Annotated in this window: 14 protein-coding genes and 1 tRNA gene; 10 read left to right on the plus strand and 5 right to left on the minus strand. The window is 31.4% G+C overall.

Translation table 11 applies throughout. The features are described from left to right. Positions 1-24 precede the first annotated feature (24 nt). The 3 genes from U0D62_RS05995 to U0D62_RS06005 are packed head-to-tail and all read left to right on the plus strand — an operon-like array spanning position 25 to position 5,097. Complete coding sequence (locus U0D62_RS05995) at positions 25-879, plus strand: BadF/BadG/BcrA/BcrD ATPase family protein (RefSeq protein WP_322194503.1); 855 nt, start codon at positions 25-27, stop codon at positions 877-879. A gap of 14 nt (positions 880-893) precedes the next feature. After that, on the plus strand, positions 894-3,185 hold the full coding sequence (locus U0D62_RS06000; protein WP_322194505.1) for a family 20 glycosylhydrolase: 2,292 nt from the start codon (positions 894-896) through the stop codon (positions 3,183-3,185). A 52-nt stretch (positions 3,186-3,237) separates the two neighbouring features. Further along, positions 3,238-5,097, plus strand: coding sequence for an Ig-like domain-containing protein (locus U0D62_RS06005; protein ID WP_322194507.1), 1,860 nt, complete (start codon positions 3,238-3,240; stop codon positions 5,095-5,097). A gap of 90 nt (positions 5,098-5,187) precedes the next feature. Here the strand turns inward: U0D62_RS06005 and U0D62_RS06010 are convergent, their stop codons facing one another. Then, positions 5,188-8,484: a VCBS repeat-containing protein gene (locus U0D62_RS06010; protein WP_322194509.1), complete on the minus strand. Its 3,297-nt coding sequence runs from the start codon at positions 8,482-8,484 to the stop codon at positions 5,188-5,190. A 264-nt stretch (positions 8,485-8,748) separates the two neighbouring features. On the opposite strand from U0D62_RS06010, the gene U0D62_RS06015 reads away from it, so the two are divergent. The 3 genes from U0D62_RS06015 to U0D62_RS06025 all read left to right on the plus strand — a co-directional run bounded on the left by U0D62_RS06015 (position 8,749) and on the right by U0D62_RS06025 (position 12,188). Further along, positions 8,749-9,291, plus strand: coding sequence for a 3'-5' exonuclease (locus U0D62_RS06015; RefSeq protein ID WP_322194511.1), 543 nt, complete (start codon positions 8,749-8,751; stop codon positions 9,289-9,291). After that, positions 9,276-10,343: an AraC family transcriptional regulator gene (locus tag U0D62_RS06020; protein ID WP_322194513.1), complete on the plus strand. Its 1,068-nt coding sequence runs from the start codon at positions 9,276-9,278 to the stop codon at positions 10,341-10,343. Before U0D62_RS06015 ends, U0D62_RS06020 begins: the two co-directional genes overlap by 16 nt. A 147-nt stretch (positions 10,344-10,490) precedes the next feature. Then, entirely contained in the window at positions 10,491-12,188 is a 1,698-nt protein-coding gene (locus U0D62_RS06025) for a DUF6503 family protein (protein WP_322194515.1), read from the plus strand. A 109-nt stretch (positions 12,189-12,297) separates the two neighbouring features. Here the strand turns inward: U0D62_RS06025 and U0D62_RS06030 are convergent, their stop codons facing one another. Together U0D62_RS06030 and U0D62_RS06035 are read right to left on the minus strand one after the other, a co-directional pair. Then, on the minus strand, positions 12,298-12,525 hold the full coding sequence (locus U0D62_RS06030) for a hypothetical protein (protein ID WP_322194517.1): 228 nt from the start codon (positions 12,523-12,525) through the stop codon (positions 12,298-12,300). 141 nt (positions 12,526-12,666) lie between these two features. Then, complete coding sequence (locus tag U0D62_RS06035; RefSeq protein WP_322194518.1) at positions 12,667-14,385, minus strand: AraC family transcriptional regulator; 1,719 nt, start codon at positions 14,383-14,385, stop codon at positions 12,667-12,669. A 526-nt stretch (positions 14,386-14,911) separates the two neighbouring features. Here U0D62_RS06035 and U0D62_RS06040 point away from each other — a divergent pair. Further along, positions 14,912-15,073, plus strand: a complete 162-nt coding sequence (locus U0D62_RS06040; protein ID WP_322194520.1) for a hypothetical protein — start codon at positions 14,912-14,914, stop codon at positions 15,071-15,073. 77 nt (positions 15,074-15,150) lie between these two features. Here U0D62_RS06040 and U0D62_RS06045 read toward each other — a convergent pair. Together U0D62_RS06045 and U0D62_RS06050 are read right to left on the minus strand one after the other, a co-directional pair. Next, positions 15,151-15,224 (minus strand) — tRNA-Ala (locus U0D62_RS06045). Between the two features lie 12 nt (positions 15,225-15,236). After that, positions 15,237-16,037, minus strand: coding sequence for a universal stress protein (locus tag U0D62_RS06050; RefSeq protein WP_322194522.1), 801 nt, complete (start codon positions 16,035-16,037; stop codon positions 15,237-15,239). A gap of 178 nt (positions 16,038-16,215) precedes the next feature. On the opposite strand from U0D62_RS06050, the gene U0D62_RS06055 reads away from it, so the two are divergent. The 3 genes from U0D62_RS06055 to U0D62_RS06065 all read left to right on the plus strand — a co-directional run bounded on the left by U0D62_RS06055 (position 16,216) and on the right by U0D62_RS06065 (position 19,135). After that, the gene (locus U0D62_RS06055; RefSeq protein ID WP_322194524.1) at positions 16,216-16,716 is read left to right on the plus strand and encodes a GNAT family N-acetyltransferase; all 501 of its coding nucleotides are present in this window, start codon (positions 16,216-16,218) and stop codon (positions 16,714-16,716) included. Beyond that, on the plus strand, positions 16,710-18,056 hold the full coding sequence (locus tag U0D62_RS06060) for an MATE family efflux transporter (RefSeq protein WP_322194870.1): 1,347 nt from the start codon (positions 16,710-16,712) through the stop codon (positions 18,054-18,056). The genes U0D62_RS06055 and U0D62_RS06060 overlap by 7 nt, the downstream gene beginning before the upstream one ends. Before the next feature lie 311 nt (positions 18,057-18,367). After that, on the plus strand, positions 18,368-19,135 hold the full coding sequence (locus U0D62_RS06065; RefSeq protein ID WP_322194526.1) for an enoyl-CoA hydratase/isomerase family protein: 768 nt from the start codon (positions 18,368-18,370) through the stop codon (positions 19,133-19,135). Positions 19,136-19,192 lie beyond the last annotated feature (57 nt).

Below are 19,192 nucleotides of genomic sequence, written 5' to 3' on the forward strand. Positions count from 1 at the left end.
AATCTAATTTTAAAATAGTAAGTCATGATTTTAGTTGCTGATAGCGGTTCTACCAAATGTGATTGGGTACTTACGGATACTGATGGCCAATATATCCACAAAACAAAAACAGAAGGCATAAACCCATTATTGTTTTCAGAGGATAATATCCTTAAGATTATCAATAAGACAGATTTTATGAATAGAAAGAATGATCTAATAAAAGATATTCATTTCTATGGAGCTGGATGTGGAACCAACGAGTCAAAACAAAAAATAAAAGATTTATTAAAATCTGTTTTTAAAAATACAGATCATATTTCTGTAGAAGAAGATATTATTGCTGCAGTACATGCAACTACACAAGATCCAGGAATTATCTGTATTCTGGGTACCGGTGCAAATTGCTGCTATTATGACGGCACAAAAGTTATACAAAAATCCCCTGCACTTGGATATTTATTAGCCGATGAAGGAAGTGGTAACTATCTAGGAAAAGAATTAATCAAAGATTACTTTCTAGATAAAATGCCTATCGATTTGGCCATTAGTTTTAAACAAGAATTCTTAAATGATCTTGACCAACTTCTGAAAAAACTATACAGTACCTCTTATCCTAATACTTATCTGGCGACTTATGCAAAATTTGTATTTCAAAACAGAGGACATCAATACGCTGAAGAATTACTTCATAAAGGTATTTCTAAGTTTATTACCACTCAATTATCTCAATACAAAAAAGAATTATCAGAGCATCCTGTACACTTTGTAGGATCTGTTGCCTATTATTCTCAGGATATTATAAAACAAGTATTAGATGAGTACGGATATCGTGTTAAAAGTTTTATCAAAAACCCTATTGATCATCTGATTCACTATACAATTAATCAAAAAGTTTAAAAATAAAACCAGGAATGAGTTTAAGAATTATAAGTATCGTTATGTTATTTTTTATGGCTTGTAAAGGACCTGATATTTCCTCTCATTCAGATAATGAAGGGTATTATGGCGTAACTCCCCAACCTTTTAAAATCAATAAGAAGCAAGGGTATTTTGAAGTCAAAAAAAATACTTCAATTACATATAACAATGCATCTTCAAGTACCGTTGTTAATTTCTTTATTGCAAAAATAAACACTGTTACCGGTTATAATTTGGTAGTTTCTGATCAAACAAACCAAAAAAATAACATTGAGTTTATAATTGATTCTGCACAGGAGTTCTTAAACGAAGAATATCATCTCTCCATATCAAACGATAAAATATCCATTAAAGCTGGAAATGATAAGGGGTTATTTTATGGAATGCAAACCGTTCTCCAATTAGTATCTATACCAGCCAATAATACTTCTTTTCATATCCCTGCATTAGATATTGAAGATAAACCACGTTTTAGTTGGAGAGGAATGCATCTAGATGTATCAAGACATTTCTTTTCTATTGATTTTATAAAAAAACAATTAGATATTCTGGCACTATTCAAAATCAATAAATTTCATTGGCATTTAACCGATGATCAAGGTTGGAGAATAGAAATAAAAAAATATCCAAAGTTGACTGACATTGGATCTAAAAGAATAAATCCTGATGGTACTTCATACCAAGGTTATTATACCCAAGAAGAAATTAAAGAAGTCGTGCAATATGCCAAAGAAAGGTTTATTGATGTTATTCCCGAATTTGATACTCCGGGACATACCATGGCTGTACTTGCTGGGTATCCAGAGCTTTCCTGTCATCCCGAAAATTACAAGGTTCGAAACTTATGGGGTGTTGAATCCAACATTCTCTGCGCCGGAAAAGAAGAAACATATGTTTTTATTGAAGATGTAGTAAAAGAGCTTAGTGAATTATTCCCTTATGAATATTATCATATGGGAGGAGACGAAGTACCTAAAGAAGAATGGAAAAATTCTACAGCCTGTCAAGAACTCAAAAAGAAAGAAGGGTTAAAAGATGAAAAAGAAATCCAGAGTTATTTCATGGCTCGAGTAGAAAAAATTCTAAAAAAATATAATAAAAAAATGATCGGTTGGGATGAGATACTAGAAGGAGGTATTACTCCTACCACTAATATTATGTCCTGGCAAGGTGAAGAAGGAGGAATAAAAGCTGCTAATGAAGGACATGATGTAATCATGACACCCGTAGAATATGTATACCTCAATTTTTATCAAGGAGATCATAAAGTCGAACCCTTAGCCTTTGGAGGATATACTCCATTAGAAAAGGTTTATAATTATGACCCTATCCCGTCAGCTATTAAAAAAGATAAGCAAAAACATATTCTGGGGGCTCAAGGAAATCTATGGAGCGAACATGCTTATGATGAAGAAACTGCAGAATATCTTCTATATCCACGTATTATTGCCATTGCAGAAACTACCTGGACTTCTTTAGAAAACAAAAATTATGAAGATTTTATAACTCGTCTCGATGGAGTTTATAATATATTGGATAGTAAAGATGTAAATTATCATATACCTCTACCAGAAGGACCAACATCAAACAAAATTGTATTTGTAGATAGTGTTACGGTGCCTTTTACCAGTACTCGTCCAATAAAAATGATCTATACAACAGATGGTAAAGATCCTTCTGTAGAAAGTAAAACATATACAGAGCCTCTTCTATTTAAAGAGACTACAGATCTAAGAATAGCCTCGGTCCTAGATAATGGTAAAATCAGCGCAGTTAGAAAGTTACAGATTATCAAAGAAGAGCCTATTAAACCTCAAGGTATTTCAGCAAAGTCTAACGGTCTTATTATGAAAGAAGTGAAAGGTTATTTTCAAAATGTAAGCGAAATTCAAAATAATAAAACTGCTAATACAATTGTCCTTAAGAATATAAAAGATGCTAATACAACGTATCATTGGGGACATGAGATCATGGAAGATAATTTTAAAGCCGTTTTTCTAGATGGCTACCTAGATATTCCTGAAGATGGAGTCTATTATTTCTCAAGTGCTCAAGATCAGGTATGGATAGCAGATCAATTATTGATCGATTATAAAACTCCGTTAAAAAAACATCCTATTGAAAGTTCAATAGCGCTTAAAAAAGGAAAACATAAACTTAAAATAGTTTATCTAAACAACGTATATAAAGGTTGGGCTACAGATTGGAATACTGTAGAACTAAAATACAGAAAAGCATCGGATACAGATTATCAGGTAGTCGATGAGACGATGATTTTTCATTAACGAAAAATCACCTTATGAATGACACAAACTCTTAACTATAAATTATCTAATTATGGGCTTACTAAAAAAAATAACGGTAGTCATGTTATTACAGGTCTGTTTATTTTCCTGTACTAATGAAAGTTTTCTGGATGAAGTTTCAGAAAAACCTGATTCTTTAGAATCTATAAATAAATCATCTCTTACAGAACCTATTATTCTTGGATACTTTCCTTCTTGGTCAGAAAATTGGACAACAACAGGGCAAGGATCTAAACTCAGAGATATTCCAGAACATGTAACTCATGTATTTCTAGCTTTTGCAAGACCTAATTTACGCTATCAAAAAGGATCTTTAGATATTGCAAATACTGGTATTCAAACACCTTATGGTGGTGCCACTTTAAGAGAATCTGTTGAAGTTCTAAAATCTAAAGGAATTAAAGTTATTCTGTCTGTTGGAGGAGAAACCTATTGGGGTACAGATGCAGCTTATGATATTGATTATCAACAAATAAAAGATCTAGTAGATGATATGGGATTTGAAGGTATTGATTGGGATTTTGAGCCTAATGGAGGGTTTCAAACTATAGGTGATCCAATCAATGTACAACGATTTATCGATTTCTTTAATAATTCCAGAGCTATTATGCCAGAAGGAGAATATGTATTGGCATGTGCACCTGCAGGAGTTGGGGCTTTAGGAGGTTTAAACAATGATGACCCTTCATCTCCTTATTCTTATAACAATAGAAATATAGCAACTGGCGAATCTGATACTAATTTGCATAATGCTACTTCTCCTAATCAGGCAATTAGTCTATTTGGATTTTCATCAACAGGACATATGATCCCTGTTATTGAAGCTGTAGGTAGTAAAATTGATCTTATCGCTTATCAAGGATATAATACAGGAGCCGCTTCTAATAGAAAAATTATGTATGATGCCTACAAACATTATGCTGATCAATATGGATTTGATATAGCGGCCGGTACTCATTATCCTAATGAACCTTGGGGGCCATATTATACTTACGATTATCAAAATATGGCAGATCTTTCTGCACACATTGCATCAAATAATGCTAACAGCGGAAATGACGGAATTATGATTTGGCAATTACTTTTAGGTAATAGTTCTTCTACAGCTTATGGATATCTTCATGTATCTAGTCAGGTACTTAATGGTATATCTCAATCACAAGCAATTGCTAATGCAGAAAATTATCCAGAATCTCCATACACCGGTGGCGGTGATGGCGGAGGTGGAGGCGGCGGTAACGGTACCGGTTGCGAATCTGCAGCCTGGAACGCTTCTACTGCATACAATGGTAATCAGGAAACTGTATATCAAAATAAATTATACAGAGCAAGATGGTGGACACAAGGTGATATCCCTGCTTCAAATACCGGAGAAGGTCAACCTTGGGAATACATACAAGACTGTGACGGCTCTGGAGGAGGAGGTAATAACCAATTACCATCTGTTACCATAACAACTCCAACAAACAATGCTACTTCAACTCAAGGAGAATCGATTAATATTACAGCAAATGCATCAGATAGTGATGGAACCATTACCAGAGTAGAATTTTTTCAAGGTAATACTAAATTAGGAGAAGATACCACCAGTCCATATTCTTATAATTGGACAAATGCAGCAGTAGGAACTTATAATTTAACTGCTGTCGCTACTGATAATGATAATGGCACAACCACCTCAACTTCTGTATCGATAACGGTAGAATCTTCTGGCGGTGGCGGTGGAGGTTCTTGTAGTGGAGTTGCAAATTGGCAACCTTATCCTACGGTATACAATCAAGGAGATCAAGTAGTATATCAAGGAACATTATACGAAGCACAGACAGGGCCAATCTGGGTTACTCCTGGAAGTGGAGAACATTGGTGGAAAACCATTGGATCTTGTAATTAATAAAGAGCACAATTATAAAAATATATAGTTTTTGATTGTTGGGAACCCCGATATGGAAGGCTGGTCTTCTTTCGGGGTTTCTTTTTGTATTTAATCAAAGGTATATTCAACGAATTTTAATCCATTATTTTTACTTGCAATCATTAAATAAGTCTGTGCATCAATACTAATAAGTTCTGCAGTTTTGGTTTGCAAGTTAGGTAAGGCCGCTGAAATGTTTTTTGTATTCTCGTATCCTCTATTTTTACCGAAAAGAAAGTATCCTTTATTAGCATCATATCGTACAGTCTCTACCTCAGCTTCATAGATAGAACCTAAACCAAAAATATCTTTATTTCCATCCTTGTCAAAATCTGATATTACTATATCTGTAGTTGGTCCATACTGAGATAGGATAGGAAGCTTTTTTACATCGAAGTCTCCATTTCCTTTATTTATCAGGATTATAGATTCAAAATTGCTAGCCGTATAATGAGTAGCATCGTTAAGATCTTGTTTCCCATAAATGTCTAACAAAGATGCTGAAGCAAACTCTTTATATGTTTTAAATTTTTGGTTAAGTCCAGGAATTTGTTCTGATGAACATTCTTTTCCTCTTACAGGTAGTAAAATACCCTCTTTGGACTCCTTACTTAGTACTATATCTAAGCTTCCATTACTGTCAAAATCTTTGGCATAAATATGAAAAGGCTTGTCTTTTTTAGGGTTGAATTTATTATTCTTACCTAAATTCCCTACTACATAATCCATATCACCATCTTTATCAAAATCTACTTCTTCAATGGTAAAATACCATCCGGAATATGTATCTAAGAGATCATTTTTGGATTTAGTAAATGTTCCATTATCGTTATTAAAAATCTGAATTGGCATCCACTCTCCTACTACCACTAAATCCTTATCTCCATCTTGATCATAATCTGAGAAAATAGCGTCATTAACCATATGCAAATTATCGAAACCTTCAGAATCCTCATTGGTAGCATTTATAAATTTGCCTTTTTCATTTTTCAATAAATAAGATGGATATGATTGGGGATATTTCCCCGAAATAACATTACCTCCTATAAAAAGATCAAGATCACCATCCTTGTCATAATCTTCTGCAACGACAGCTGTTGTCACCGATATTATTTCAGGAAGTATATTCTTCTTAGTAAAATTTCCTTTTCCATCATTTTCATAAATACGATCTTTAAGCCAGGTACTATCTTCTTGTTCTTCATAACTTCCACTAGCTACATATAAATCCTGATCTCCATCATTATCCATATCAAAAAATATGGCATCATTATCCTCATAGTTTTTATCATCACTAAAAACAGTTTGATTTGTCAATGTAAAAGTGCCGTCATTCTTCTGAACATATACTTCTGCCGCAGCTCCTTTTGCATTTCCTACAAAGAAATCATCTCTCCCATCATTGTTTATATCGGCTACTGCTAATGCTTTTCCTTTTTCACTTTGTTTTTGAGGCAATAGTAATTGAAGTTTATAATCATCAAACTCTTTTTCTACATTTCTATAGGTAATACCAAATCTCTCTGCATCTATGATTTTAAGTTGATCATTAGTTCTTTTGGTTATACTTTCTATATAATCGCTATCATTATATGCCAGTTTATATATTTGATTTCCTTTAATACTTTTTAATCTGGTATGCTTTCCTTCAGACCAGTCAATTAATACGCTATCAATAACATTTATATCTCCTATTCCAAAATGTAGTCTATGACTTACGGATGATTGAAATCCTCTAACTGGATAAAGTTGTTTTGACTGTTGACCTTCTTTTGTATAAATACTAACTTTTGTTCCAATACTGTTTGGGTTATTTTTTGCTCCTGTCACAGAGAAAGTGATAAAGTTCTTATTTTGATTGTTTTTATAGATGCTGGCAGTTTCCATTTGATTATTAAGAATCAGATCTTGATCTCCATCATTGTCTAAATCAGCATAAGCAACTCCGTTAGAGTTCATTTTTTGTTCTAATCCCCATTCTTTTGTTACTGGCGAAAAAGTCACATCACCATTATTTTGAAAGATTTTATTACTTAATTGCGTAGATGGCATCATAGCAATCGCTTCATCCAACGTGACCTTTTTACGGTTCATGATATTAGCCTTCATCTTATTTCTAAAATCCTGATTAGAAAGATCATGAAGGATCCCATTGGTAACAAAAAGATCATTAAATCCATCATTATCAAAATCTGCGAGTAATGGTGCCCAACTCCAATCTGTTTTTGCAATCCCGGCAAGTTGTCCTACTTCACTATATACTCCTTTACCCAGATTTAACTGTAACATATTAGACATATATTGGTGATGGTATCCCGCATTTACCAAGAGGTTAAAGTTCTCGGTACTCATAGTAGCCATATTTTCCTTACTTCTCTGGTGATCTTCTGATAACATATCTAATACTACCAAATCAGGTTTCAAATCATTATTGATATCTGCATAATCTGATCCCATACTATTTGCAGCTATATGATCAAAGGTATCAAGGATCGTATTTGAAAAAGTTCCATCCTGATTATTAATGTATAAAAAGTCTGACTCTAAAAAATCATTAGCTACATAAACATCAGGCCATCCGTCTTCGTTAAAATCTCCTATAGAAGCACTTAACCCCCAAGCTTTATTTGATATTCCTGATTTTTGCGTAATATCTTTAAACTTTCCTTCTATATTTTCAAAAAGCTGATCTGTACTTTCTTCACGAATATCAGATTGAATCCTGGGGTCTATCGTTACATTATTATTAAAATCCGGACGGTGATTTACCAAGTAAATATCAAGGTCTCCATCTTTATCAAAATCCAAGTAGTATGCCTGAGTAGAAAAGGCACTTGAAGCAACGCCATATTGACTGGCACTCTCTACAAAAGTTCCATTTTTTTGATTGATATAGAGTTTATTTTTTCTCGCTTCATTATTTCTAAGTGATCCCGACTTACAAACATAAATATCTATCCATCCATCTGCATTAATATCAATCATAGAAACTCCGGTTGACCAGCCTTCTTCATCAAATACTCCAGCTTTTTGAGTAATATCTTCAAAAATGAAATCTCCTTTATTAAGGTATAATTTGTTTTTCCCCTGATTAGCACTAAAATATAGATCCTCCAAGCCATCATTATTAATATCTCCTACAGCTACACCTCCACCATTATAGATATATGAATAATTTAAAAAATTAAAATACAGAGTCTCCTTAACCTCATTCTTAAAACTAATGTTACTGTGAGATTGGGGAATTATTTCAAATAATGTAAGGGGTTCGTTTTTTGATATCTCCAAATTTTCTTTAGTCTGTTGCTTAGAACAGTTAGAAAAAACAAGAATCAATAGAATTACATATAATTTATTAAAGTTCATAAGCTAAAATTAGATGTCTTTATCAGAAAAATTCAAAATAACGAACATTTCTTTTGATCTTAAATTTATCTCCTAAACAGCATATTTTTGTAGATAAACAACCATCTTTTATCTATGAGGGTATTTAAAATACAAAATAATTATTTGTTTTGGTTCTTGAGGTCTTTTTGAAATATTTAAAAGAATCTTATCTAAAATAAAAACAGATGATTTATCTGTAAAAATACAAGAGGTAAAACTTACATTTTATATATTGATAAACAAATGAATTATATCATATTAGATCTAGAAGCCACTTGTTGGAAAGACAGAAGTATTCAGAAACAATCTGAAATTATTGAAATCGGAGCATTAAAAATTAATGCCGAAGGTAAAATAGTAAGCGAATTTTGTGCGTTTATCAAACCAAAACTAAATCCCGTATTATCTGATTTTTGTATAGAATTAACCACTATTACACAAAATGAAATTGATAAAGCAGATTCTTATGAAAGCGTGATTGAAGCATTTAAACAATGGATTAACTTAAAGAATTCTTATCTGTTATGTAGTTGGGGTTTTTATGATAAAAAACAATTTTTAAAAGATTGTAAACTGCACAGCTTAGATACAGATTGGCTAAAAAATCATATCAGTTTAAAACATCAATATGCAGATATTAAAAATTTGAATAAGCCTATTGGAATGGGTGGTGCTTTAAAAAAGGAAAAACTTACTTTAGAAGGAACTCATCACAGAGGAATTGATGATGCAAGAAATATTTCTAAAATATTTATTTCAAATATTGATAAATGGAAAATATCTTAATCGGATTCTATATATGCATTGCCTTTCAGGTAGCTATTTTAGGAATCATAAATCTTTTTCAGCATAAAAAACGTAATAAAATCCTAGGCGTTTTTTGCTTTCTTATCCTCTTTTCTCTTCTTAAAAGAGCTTTTTGGGAGTCTATTGATGGATCTGCCTTATATTGCTTATTAGGAGGACCTCATGATATGTTGTATGCACCTCTTTTGTATACTTATTTACTTACTGGTCAAGAAAAATTAAAGAAGAATTATTTAAATCATATTTTTTTGGCTTTTGGAGTGTATTTGATTTTACATTTCTCTGGGCTTTTATTTTTTAGAGATAGTCGTACCGATATCCTTCCGTTCTATTTAGTAACCATCATTGTTTTTAGTGTTGTTTATTTTTTTAAAGGGATCTTGTTATTTAAAAACCTACTAAAGGAAAAACTAAGGCCTTATCCCAGGTTGCGATTTCAGTTCTTTTACATTTCTGTAAACGCCTATATTTTGTTTAAAGCTTTAATCATTTTTATAGTTCTTATTAATGATATATTAGATAATCCTATATTAAATGATTTATATCTAAAGTTTTCTGTTCCGGCTTATGATTATATTATTGTTCCTTTATTTATAATTCTTTCTTTTATCTATATTTTTTATGCCTTTACTGAAATCAATTGGTTTAAAAGAACTTTTCTCAATATAGACATCCATAAACAACAAAGAAAAATCACTGTAGACTATGTAACCATCAAAAAATTACTGAATGTTGACAGAGTTTATATCGATCCTAACCTTACATTAGATAGCTTCACTCATAATTACCAGATAAATAGATCGATGGTACGCCAATTTATTAAAGATCAAGGATTTGATAAATTTCAAGATTTAATTAATAACTATAGAATCAACGATTTTAAAAATCGGATTAAAAATGAAGATATTTCAAAGTTTGATCTATTTAGTATTGCTCAGGAATCAGGTTTTAAATCCAAAGCAACCTTTTATAGAGTTTTTAAAAAGAATGAAAATATAACTCCCGGAGAATACCTTCAGCAGATCTCTTAACTACATTGTTTCAGTTAAAAAATGTTATAAAGAGTCTCATTTATATAAAATGAGACTCTTTGTGATACTACTTTTTTATCTCGTGTTGATGTTATGATTAAGTTTCCTAAAAATAAAATCCAATCCATATTATTAGAAAATTAGCAGATGAAACTAAAACAAGTAATACTATTTATTTTCCTTTTAAACTTGAACCATATATCAGCACAAAAAAAAGGACAAATTATAGAAACTCAATATTTTGAATTCCACATTAATTTTTGGGTGAACCTTCATTTTTATTTATATGAAACTGCTTCGTCATCCTTAGAAAAACCGTTAGAAGAAATAATTGACCAAAGCCTTTGGAAAAATCTTACTATTGAAGAAAAAGAGATCTTTAAAAATACCATCACATATTACCAAAACACTGTTGACCTAAAAAATCATTTTAGTAATACTCTTATTGTTTTTAGAAAATGGATAATTAATTATTCTGAATACGATGAACTTTATTCTTCACAATTTGATCCGATATGGTTAGAAAAACTCAATGCTTTTAAACCTGTGTATCTACATCATTTTTGGGAGAATCATCTTAAAACAAATGAAGAAAAATTGCAGGAAAACTTAATGCTTATTAAAGCTACAGAAAATATTATTATTCCTCAAATCGCAACATTGGCACAAACCAAATGGCAAAAAAACAAAATACGTATTGATCTATCTGTAAAAAGTCCAGGAGGTGGCGCTTTTACTTTAGGTAGAGTCCCTAGTTCTATTGTAATGAGTACCATTGTAGATTATAAAGAAATCCCAGGAGATTGGGTAGAAACATTATTTCATGAAGCTAGTCATACGGTTATAAAAGGGCATAAAGGTGCAATTACTCAGAGTATCAATAGAATAAGTGAGAAATTAAATCAAAAGCCTCCCAAAAATTTATGGCATGCCCTCCTATTTTATACTGCCGGCAAAGTATGTCGTGATGCTTTTTTACAGCAAAAAATAGATTCGTACTCATTATATATGGATAGAGAAAATATTTTTGAGTTTTATCAAGGTCCTATTTATAAATATTTTACTCCGTATCTAGATAAAAAAACAGACTTAGATTCTGCTATAGAAAATACTCTTGTCGCTATAAACAATAAAATCTCACATAGAAAATCCATAAAATCTGAAAAAAGAGAAGAACAACAACTCAACGGATCAGAAATTCTTCAAAAAAGTATACAATTTTATGATCCAAAAGATAAATGGGGTTCGATAGGTTTTAAAGTTCATATTCAAGAACCTCGTGTATTAAATCCTTTGCGATATTCTATAGTTACATTAAACAATAATGATCATAGTTTTGAACTACATAGAAGCAGAGAAAAACATATTTCTACTCACCTGGTTGATAACAATGGAAAAAGTGTGACATTTCTGGATGGAAAGATTAGCACAGATAGTATACAGATAAAAAAATATCGCTTGCAACCAGAAAGAAATTATGGATATCAAAAATTCTATCAGTATTTGTTAGGTATTCCTATGTCTTTAAATAGTAAAACTATTGACTATTTTGAAAAAACTGAAGAGGTGGTCTTTAACAAAACAGCCTGCTACAAAATTGCATTAACCTTAAAAGAAGCTATGTTTTCAAAACATTGGGTTCTTTACATTTCTAAGCAAAACTATGAGGTGATTGGCTTAGAGATGGTATTTCCTGAGGATGAATCCAAAGGTGAACGTCTTTATCTCTCAGGTAACATCGAAATCAACGGAGTTAAAATCATCAGAACTAAACATTGGCATGAATATAAAAGTGATGAATATTCTGGGTCCGATATTATAGTTAAAGAATTAGAACGTAAATAATGGGTTATACTCAAGAAATTTCTCGAATAAACCTTATTCGAGAAATCTCTTTTGTTGAATAATAATTCTTTATCAAAAGATACAGATATTCTGAGAATTGAGAAATTATTTACCCTCTATCTCCTCCTCCATGGCATCCACACTCTGTAGCTCTTTGCGATGGACCATCACCATGTCCTGTGGGACCACTTATTCCTGTTTTCGTAGTCGGTCCACAATTAGTGTTCAACGATAAATATCCGTTATCATTACCTCCATAAATCGACTCAGTATTGGTTAATCTGGCGATCTTTATCTTATCTAAACCAAGTTTTCCTGTAAGCTGTTTCTTTTTCATTTCTTTATACTTTTTGTTTCCGATACAAACATACATATTATCGTATTCTGATGTATAATAAAAAATCTTCTATTAAACTGTTTTCAGGAAAAACGGTTTGTTACCAACTAAATGTCAGTGTTTTGTAAAACACCAACATATTTAATCCTGTTGCTCTTTTTCTAACTGTTTAATAAAATAAGATGGATGAATGCCATGCTTTTTATAAAAAGCTTTAGAAAAAGCTTCAGCTGTATTAAACCCTATTTCTTGTGCAATAGCTCTTATTGTATAATTCTTAAATTTTTTATCAGTCTTTAGTTTTTCTATTGCATAATCTACTCTAAGTTCATTCACATATAAACTAAAACTCTTTTTCTTATAAGTGTTTACTATTTTAGATAAGTATTTAGAATTGGTATCAAAATTTTTGGCCAGACTGTTGATAGTGATATTACGTTTTAAAAAATCAAAATTTTGTTCGAACTTAATTAATTTATCCAGAATATCCTTTACAATTTCTTCAGAGATTCCTATGGTTATTGTTTTGTCTACACCAATAGTATCTGAGTTTATATTTTCTTTCTTTTTATCATCGATATGATTATTAGAGTTGGATATTCTAGTATGATAAAGTTCGTCAAACCTCTTTTTATATATTTTTCTTTTTCTAAAATTATATCCTAAAAATATAATAGAAATAATACTAACAATAAATAAAGATATTATCCATAATAGAGATGATTTCTTCTCTTTTTCTAAAGAATCAATGATTTCCTGTTTCTCAGAAAGCAACCTGGGAGTATCATAATTCTGTACTACATTTTTTATCAGGTATTTATAATTAGTATGTAATATGCTATCCACTCTTATCAATCGTTCTATATATTTTAATTGATTGTCTTTATCATTGATTTTCTTATAATGATTGATTAAAATTTCATAATTCTCTCTATTATCCGGCATAATCTCAGAAATTTCCTGAAATATTTCATCTACTTTCTTATGCGATTCAATAGCTTCATCTTCCATATCAATAGAGGATAAAGTTTTTCCTAAGTAAAAATATGCCATAGATAAATTTGCTTTATCACCATTTTCATTCATTAAAGCAATAGATTTTGATAAACTATCTTTTGCTCTCCCATAATTCTCTTTACTATATTGGTTTATTCCTTCATTAAGAATGAAAAAATATTGAAACTCTTTTTCTTGTAATCTTATGGATTCTTTGTACCCTAAATTATTTATTAGGGATGCAGAATCTAAAACTTTATTAAGGTTATAAGAATCAGACAAAGCAAAAAGCATTCTTAAATACTCTTTAGGAGATTCTTCTTTATATTTGGTATAAAAGTCGTAACATTCTCTTAAGGCCTTAAGTGCTGTTTTATGTTCTCCAATCCTACTTTTTAGTATTCCTATACTTTGTTTACTTGCATATTCCAGACTTATATTATTATGCTTTTTTGCCTCTTCATTCATTAAAAGAAGGTTATCAAAAGCTCTTTTAAAATTTCCGTTATTATAATAAACCATCGCATTACCATAATAAGCGTAAATGGGATAAAACCTGGAACTTTTCTTTTTGGTAATTGTAATTATTGTATCGTTATAGGCTAAAACATCAACATCAGCGGCAATTCTTGATAAAAAATAGTATCCATGTGCCATATTCAAGGTATCTCTATCTTGCTTTGCTTTATAGAGATATTTCTTCGCATATTGTTTTGCTTTTACTGTATCAGTCACTTCATTAGCATAGAATTGATCCACTAAAAATTTGTAGCTATTTTGATTTACCGAGTCATCACTCAGTTGAAAGGCAAGAATACTTTGAATACTACAAACAAAAAAGATATATAATATCCTTAATTTCAAATTGTTATTTCTTTTTAATTTTTCTGATCGACATATCATATATAATATACCAATTATGGTTTTATTATTTTAAAGGTTAAAAATTACCTATTTGATCTTATTATCTGCCATCTTTTTCTCCTCAAGATTATCAAATATCTACATGTTATAAGTTCATGACAAAACTTAAATTTTGGAGATAAATTGTACAGAAAACAACGCCTGATTTTTGCTTTTAATAATATCAGAAAGGTAAATTCATAAGGATTACAAAGTGTAAAGATACTGTTTTACATTTTTAATCAAACTCTTATTCCAACACCCCATACGTTATTGTAAACCAATATTTTAATTACAAAAAATCAAAGTCTGAATTCACGGAATCACTTGTTGTTTTTCCTGAAAACAGAGTTGTTCCATTTGTTTTACCCAAGGAACTCGTAATACATTTACATCAATCAAAAAACAAATGTTACGTAACAAAAAGACATAACACTTGAGTGTCTTTAAATTATTCAAGAAGATTAAATTTTATAAAAAGAAAACTATGTTATCAAGTATTTTAAGTTTAAATGGAATTAAAAAAATAAATAAAGATCAACAATCTACTATTAAAGGAGGAACTGTTTTTTACTATTGTGATGGTAGATTACAACCTATGCCTTGTAAAGGAAAAGATTCTGATAATTCTGACGATGCAAATGAATAAACTAAAGTTTATTTAATATTTTATTCATACAAAAAAGACTTTAGAAGAACTGAACCTTCTAAAGTCTTTTTGATTTGTGGAGAAGATGGGACTCGAACCCACGACCTCTTGACTGCCAGTCAAGCACTCTAGCCAGCTGAGCTACATCCCCATTTTTAATATATTAATTTGATCCTCTTAAAACCAATAACGGAATTCTACTTTCAAAATCCTTTTTTAGGATCGTATTTTCTTCCCATAGCTTGGCAAAAAAGCCACGTTTACGTCTAAAAACACAAAGAAGATCCGGATCATTTTCATTAAGATGTTCTAAAACACCTTGAAACAAAGTTCCATTTTCAGAAGATTTATATGATGATATAATCTCTCCTAAATCCTTATGAAACTCTGCATCTTCAGGTAAGAAATTTGCCGTTTTTACCTGAAGTAATTTCATTTCGGCATTAAAAGTAGTTAAAATTTCCTTTATAGGTGTTAATGCATTTTGCTTTTTAATAACTCCGGATTTAATCGCCATTAATACTCTTTTAAAAGGAGCAAACACATATTCTCTTGGTACAATCAAAACTGGTATTTCTGTTTTCTTTACCAAGCTACCTGATATTTCACCTAAAAAATAAGGATCTTTTATATCCAGACTTTCTGAACTTAGAATAATGAGATCTATTGAATGTTTCAGGTTAAATTCTGGGATTGCTTCTAATAATTCTCCTTCTAAAGGTTGTGCAACCACTTTTACTCCTTTCTTATCAATTCCAGATAACGATTCTTCAATAGAAGAAACCGTTATATCTTTAAGTGCCTTATTAGCAGATGGAAGACTTCCAGATCTAGGTAATGCCTTAAAACCTTGAACAGCATATATAGTCCCTCCTAGTTCTTTTGCAAAATCTATGGCATACTGAAACTTAGCAATATCAAGGGAGTTTTTGGATAATCCTATTGGGACTAGTATATTTTTCATTGAGAAATCTGATTTGTGTTTGAAGCCACAAAATTACAATTTTATACGAAGTGCAAACCGAAATGTATCAAAAGATAAACCATTACTTTTCTTAAAATTTATTTAAATATGGATCAGAATACTTTATAGTACTATTAACTGCGATATAAAGTTAGTATTTTTGAGGTTTTTAAAATATATGATTCGTAAAGCATTACTCTCTGATCTAGATTCTATTCATCAATTAACACTAGCTTGTGCCAAAGCAATGATCTCACAAGGTATTTACCAATGGAACGAACATTATCCCACTCGATCGCGTTTTGAAAAAGATATAACGCAACAAGAATTATACGTATTAGAAGAAGATTCTATTCTTAAAGGAATTATTGTTCTTACAGAACTAATGGATGATGAATATATTCCTATTAAATGGTTGACCGAAAATAAGAACAATCTATATATCCATCGTTTAGCTATTCATCCTGACTATTGGGGAAAAGGATATGCACAACAATTAATGAACTTTGCAGAATCACATGCTACATCCAATAAGTATTCATCTGTACGTCTGGATACTTTTAGTCAAAATAAAAGAAATCAAAAATTTTATAAAACTCGCGGATATCAACAATTAGGAGATATTTATTTCCCTAAACAAAGTGAATATCCGTTTTACTGCTTCGAATTGGTATTGTGAGTGTTATAAGTTTTAAAAATATAAACAAACTTGCTGTACCGGCAATTATCTCTGGAATTGCAGAACCAATACTATCTGCAACAGATACAGCTGTGGTAGGAAATATACCAATAAATGGTACAGAATCTTTGGCTGCTGTTGGGATTGTAGGAACATTTCTATCAATGTTGATTTGGATCCTGGCACAAACCCGAAGTGCTATTTCGGCAATTATCTCTCAATATTTAGGAGCCGGAAAACTAGATGAAGTAAAAACCTTGCCGGCTCAAGCTATCGTTTTCAATATTGGGCTTAGTATTCTTGTCCTTTTAACCACGGTACCATTTATTGAGGAGATTTTTACTCTTCTAAAAGCCGAAGGAGAGGTTTTGAAATATTGTATATCGTATTATAGTATCCGGGTATGGGGATTTCCATTATCTCTTTTTGTATTTGCGATTTTCGGAATCTTTCGAGGATTGCAAAACACTTTTTGGCCAATGATAGTTGCATTGATTGGTGTAGCAATGAATATTATTTTGGATTTTGCGCTGGTATATGGTATTAAAGATTTTATACCTCCTATGCATCTCGAAGGTGCTGCTTGGGCGAGTTTATTTTCTCAGATCGTTATGGCAGTTTTATCCTTAATTTTAGTACTTAAAAAAACCGATGTATCTCTGAGACTTAAAAAACCTTGGCATCCTGAAATGAATCGTTTTCTGATCATGAGTGGCAATCTTTTTATTCGTTCTCTCGCTTTGAATGCTACTCTTATTCTAGCCGTTAGAGAAGCTACTTCATTAGGCACAAAATATGTAGCAGCACATACTATTGCTATGCAATTATGGCTGTTTTTTGCATTTTTTATTGATGGTTATGGCAGTGCAGGTAATATTTTGGGAGGAAAACTACTGGGAGCAAAAGATTATAAAGCACTGGTGGTCATGGCAAAAAAGGTAAATCTATATGGAATTGTCGTTGCCAGTATTTTAGGTGGCTTTGCATTACTGACTCCAGAAATGCTTGGGCTTATATTTACCAAAGATCAAGAAGTACTCTCTATTTTTAATGATTTTTTCTATCTCGTAGTAATTATGCTACCGATAAATGCATTGGCCTTTGTAGGTGATGGAATTTTTAAAGGACTTGGTGAAACCGGATTTCTGCGCAATGTCTTATTAGGATCTACAATTCTGGGATTCATTCCTACATTAATAATTGCTATGCACTATGATTTAAAAATTCATGGGATATGGATTGCTATTACCGTATGGATGCTAATTCGTGGATTGTCCCTAGTTGTAAAGTTTAAGAATAAGTATTTGCGATTAGCTTCTGTACAAAAGGGTGTGGTCTAAAATAGTAAGAAATCACAAAAAAATAATACCGGGTAACGTTACCCCGTTTGTTACCCGGCATTCCAACTACACAAACTCAACTAATTAAATTTGGCTTTTTATATAGTGTCTCGAGAAGCAAATATGTTACCCAATACTTGCAATAAAATATGTTAATTTTTTATTTTGACTATAACAAATTAAAAATCAAAACAATACCTCCACGCTCTTTATCAAGAAAATTATCTCTGATCTAGGTTCTTCATTTATCAAAAGCTATTTATTTTAAGCTAATCGAAATATTATCTATTTTTAAACTTAAAAATATCATAATGACAACAACTCGATCTAATGGTAGCTTATATACCCATGTTGAAAATAAAATCGCTACAATAGAATTTGGTCATCCTGCAAGTAATTCTTTCCCCTCCGAACTTTTAGAAAGATTGACTAAAGCCTTTGATCAGCTTTCAAATGATACTACTGTACATGTTATTATTTTAAAATCTGAAGGAGGCAGAGCCTTCTGTGCAGGAGCTTCGTTTGATGAACTAATAGCAATTACAACCCTTGAGGAAGGAAAACAATTTTTCTCTGGATTTGCTAATGTTATTAATGCTATGCGAAGCTGTAAAAAACCTATTATTGGTAGAATCCAAGGTAAAACAGTTGGTGGCGGAGTTGGTTTGGCCTCTGCTTGTGATTTTTGCTTAGCAACAGAAGCAGCTTCAATTAAGTTAAGCGAACTTACTATTGGCATCGGTCCTTTTGTAATAGAACCTGCAGTATCTCGTAAAATAGGACTTGCCGCTTTTGAATCTCTTGCCTGGGACGCTTCTCAATGGAAAAATGCATATTGGGCCAAAGAAAAAGGGTTGTTCTCCAGAGTATTTTTAAATATTGAAGAACTAGACAAAGAAGTCCAGCTTTTTGCCGAAAAACTAGCAAGTTATAACCCCAAAGCCCTTGAACAAATGAAAAAGGTTAATTGGAAAGGAACCGATCATTGGGATGATTTATTGATAGAACGAGCAGGAATTTCTGGAGAATTAGTACTTTCGGATTTTACAAAACAAGCATTGGCAAAATTCAAAAAATAACAAATGGATATATTAAACTTTTTAGGAGGTAATGGATTGTTTCTTATTCTAGGGATC

The organism is Aquimarina callyspongiae, assembly GCF_034322225.1.
In the GTDB taxonomy this organism is placed as follows: domain Bacteria; phylum Bacteroidota; class Bacteroidia; order Flavobacteriales; family Flavobacteriaceae; genus Aquimarina.

What these genes read in the sequence shown, in the direction of transcription:
- U0D62_RS06005 (WP_322194507.1), top strand. Translation starts at nt 3,238, where the DNA reads ATGGGCTTACTAAAAAAAATAACGGTAGTCATGTTATTACAGGTCTGT.
- U0D62_RS06055 (WP_322194524.1), top strand. Translation starts at nt 16,216, where the DNA reads ATGATTCGTAAAGCATTACTCTCTGATCTAGATTCTATTCATCAATTA.
- U0D62_RS06025 (WP_322194515.1), top strand. Translation starts at nt 10,491, where the DNA reads ATGAAACTAAAACAAGTAATACTATTTATTTTCCTTTTAAACTTGAAC.
- U0D62_RS06020 (WP_322194513.1), top strand. Translation starts at nt 9,276, where the DNA reads ATGGAAAATATCTTAATCGGATTCTATATATGCATTGCCTTTCAGGTA.
- U0D62_RS06010 (WP_322194509.1), bottom strand. Translation starts at nt 8,484, where the DNA reads ATGAACTTTAATAAATTATATGTAATTCTATTGATTCTTGTTTTTTCT.
- U0D62_RS06015 (WP_322194511.1), top strand. Translation starts at nt 8,749, where the DNA reads ATGAATTATATCATATTAGATCTAGAAGCCACTTGTTGGAAAGACAGA.
- U0D62_RS06040 (WP_322194520.1), top strand. Translation starts at nt 14,912, where the DNA reads ATGTTATCAAGTATTTTAAGTTTAAATGGAATTAAAAAAATAAATAAA.
- U0D62_RS06030 (WP_322194517.1), bottom strand. Translation starts at nt 12,525, where the DNA reads ATGAAAAAGAAACAGCTTACAGGAAAACTTGGTTTAGATAAGATAAAG.
- U0D62_RS06000 (WP_322194505.1), top strand. Translation starts at nt 894, where the DNA reads ATGAGTTTAAGAATTATAAGTATCGTTATGTTATTTTTTATGGCTTGT.
- U0D62_RS06065 (WP_322194526.1), top strand. Translation starts at nt 18,368, where the DNA reads ATGACAACAACTCGATCTAATGGTAGCTTATATACCCATGTTGAAAAT.
- U0D62_RS05995 (WP_322194503.1), top strand. Translation starts at nt 25, where the DNA reads ATGATTTTAGTTGCTGATAGCGGTTCTACCAAATGTGATTGGGTACTT.
- U0D62_RS06050 (WP_322194522.1), bottom strand. Translation starts at nt 16,037, where the DNA reads ATGAAAAATATACTAGTCCCAATAGGATTATCCAAAAACTCCCTTGAT.